Here is a 2,939-nt window from a genome sequence, read left to right as displayed (position 1 = left end):
CGGCTGCGGTACGACGCGGATACGCGGCAGTGGGATATCGTGCTGCCGGGCGACGACAACGGCGAGGTGCTGCTGCCCCAGGACACGGGCACCCTGACCATCGAGCTGGACAAGGCGGGCACCGCCTGGACCGATCCCGCCACGGGGCTGCACCGGCCGATCACCGAGGAAGACCAGGGCGCGATCCTGCGCAAGCTCAACGTGCTGGAGGTGTTCAACGGCACGCGCTTCATCCGGCTGGGTGGCAATGCCCCGGACCCGGCGGCCGGCAGCGGCGGTGGCGGCGCGAGCGGCTCCACGGGCGGGGGCAGCGGCTCGGAGTCGAACTCGACGCTTTTCATCACCGCCCGCCTTTCCGTCCCCCAGCTGGAACTGCTGGCGCAGAGCTACGAGCAGCTGCGCGAGAGCGTGTACGCGGCCCTGGTCGTGCAGACGCGGCTCAAGCCCTACCTGGACAGCGTGGAGCTGTCCATCGACGAGACGGGTGTGCGCTTCGACACCTCGGGCCTCGCGGCCCTGCTGGATGCGAAGAAGGCGGGCAGCGAGCGCGATGCGATCGTGGACCTGATCGAGCTCAACCGCTACCAGGGCAAGGTGCTCGATGCCGTGGGGTTCGATGCCCTGGATCGGCTCTCGGGCTGGGTGCATGCGCTGCCCGAAGGCGCGGCGCTGCGATCGGAACTGCGCGGTCTCGGGGTCTTCCTGACGACGGAGACCCTGGGAACGGGGCGGGGCGACATCTACCTGGGGGACACGGGCAACGACCGTTTCTCGGCCGGGGAGGGCGACGACCGGCTGCTCGGAGGCGCGGGCAATGACGTGCTGGACGGGCAGGGCGGCGATGACCGACTCTCCGGCGGCGCCGGGGACGACAGCCTCTATGGCGGCGACGGCAGCGACACGCTGCTGGGCGGCGAGGGCAACGACTTCCTCTCCGCCCAGGGCGGCGACGACGTGCTCGACGGCGGGGCGGGCAACGACACGCTGAGCGGTGGCTATGGCCTGAACAACGTGTACCTGTTCGGCCGGGGCGACGGGCAGGACTACGTGCAACTGGGCCATGACGTCTATGCGATGGACGAGTCGGCCGACCGGCAGAACACGCTGCAGTTCAAGGAGGGCGTCAAGCCCGAGGACATCGTGCTGAGGCAGGTGGCGGACGGCTGGTCCGGCGGCAACCAGGGGCTGGAAGTCTCCATCGCCGGCACGCAGGACAAGGTGATCGTCCGCAGCTTCTTCCTGAATGACGACCCGGGCAGCGCCTACAACGCGGTGCAGCGCATCGCGTTCGCCGACGGCACGGTGTGGGACCTGCAGGAGATCCTGAACCGGGTGTTCACGGGCAGCGCGGGCAGCGACACGATCGCGGGCACGAAGAACGCCGACACGATCAGCGGCCTGGGGGGCGACGACAGCCTCTACGGCGGTGATGGCGACGACATCCTCCTGGGCGGCGACGGCAACGATTTCCTCTCCGCCCAGGGCGGGGACGACGTGCTGGATGGCGGCGCGGGCAACGACACGCTGAGCGGCGGCTACGGCCTGCACAACGTGTACCGCTTCGGCCGGGGCGACGGGCAGGATTACGTGCAGCTGGGCCACGATGCCTATGCGATGGACCCATCGGCCAACCGGCAGAACACGCTGCAGTTCAAGGAGGGCGTGAAGCCCGAGGACATCGTGCTGAGGCAGGTGGCGGATGGCTGGTCCGGCGGCAACCTGGGCCTGGAAGTCTCCATCGCGGGCACGCAGGACAAGGTGATCATTCGCAGCTTCTTCCGCGACGACGACCCGGGCAATGCCTACAACGCGGTGCAGCGCATGGCGTTCGCCGATGGCACGGTGTGGGACCTGCAGGCGATCCTGGGCCAGCTGTTCACGGGCGGCGCAGGCAACGACACCATCGTGGGCACGAAGAGCGCCGACACGATCAGCGGCCTGGGCGGCGACGACAGCCTCTATGGGGGCGACGGCAACGACGTGATCCTGGGGGGCGACGGCAATGACTTCCTCTCCGCCCAGGGTGGCGATGACGTGCTCGACGGCGGGGCGGGCAACGACACGCTGAGCGGCGGCTACGGCCTGCACAACGTGTATCGCTTCGGCCGGGGCGACGGGCAGGACTATGTGCAACTGGGCCACGATGCCTATGCCATGGACCCCTCGGCCCATCGGCAGAACACGCTGCAGTTCAAGGAGGGCGTGAAGCCCGAGGACATCGTGCTGAGGCAGGTGGCGGACGGCTGGTCCGGCGGCAACATGGGGCTGGAAGTCTCCATCGCGGGCACGCAGGACAAGGTGATCGTGCGCAGCTTCTTCCTGAACGACGACCCGGGCAATGCCTACAACGCGGTGCAGCGCATGGCGTTCGCCGATGGCACGGTGTGGGATCTGCAGGCGATCCTGGGCCAGTTGTTCACGGGCGGCGCGGGCAACGACACGATCCGCGGCACGAAGAGCGCCGACACGATCAGCGGCCTGGGCGGCAACGACAGCCTCTATGGGGACGATGGCAACGACATCCTGCTCGGGGGCGACGGCGACGACTTCCTCTCCGGGGCGAATGGCGACGACGTGCTCGACGGCGGCGCGGGCAACGACATTCTGAGCAGCGGCTACGGCCTGAACAACGTCTACCGCTTCGGCCGGGGCGACGGGCAGGACTACGTGCAGCTGGGCCACGACTCCTATGCGACGGATGAATCGGCCCACCGGCAGAACACGCTGCAGTTCAAGGAAGGCGTCAAGCCCGAGGACATCGTGCTCCGTCAGGTGTCGGACGGTTGGTTCAGCGGCAACACGGGCCTGGAGGTGTCCATCGCGGGCACGCAGGACAAGGTGATCGTGCGCAGCTTCTTCCTGAACGACGACCCGGGCAACGGCCGCAACGTGGTGCAGCGCATGGCGTTCGCTGACGGCACGGTGTGGGACATGTCGGC

1 protein-coding gene is annotated in these 2,939 nt (G+C 68.5%); it reads left to right on the top strand.

The features are described from left to right. Positions 1-2,939 (top strand): calcium-binding protein (locus tag AX018_RS25500; protein ID WP_281269574.1); only part of this gene is annotated, 2,939 nt, incomplete at both ends.

Origin of the sequence: Paracidovorax anthurii, assembly GCF_003269065.1 — a bacterium.
Lineage (GTDB): Bacteria > Pseudomonadota > Gammaproteobacteria > Burkholderiales > Burkholderiaceae_C > Paracidovorax > Paracidovorax anthurii.
The sequence above is the reverse complement of the archived record's forward strand: the minus strand, read 5'-3'. Positions and strand labels throughout refer to the sequence as shown.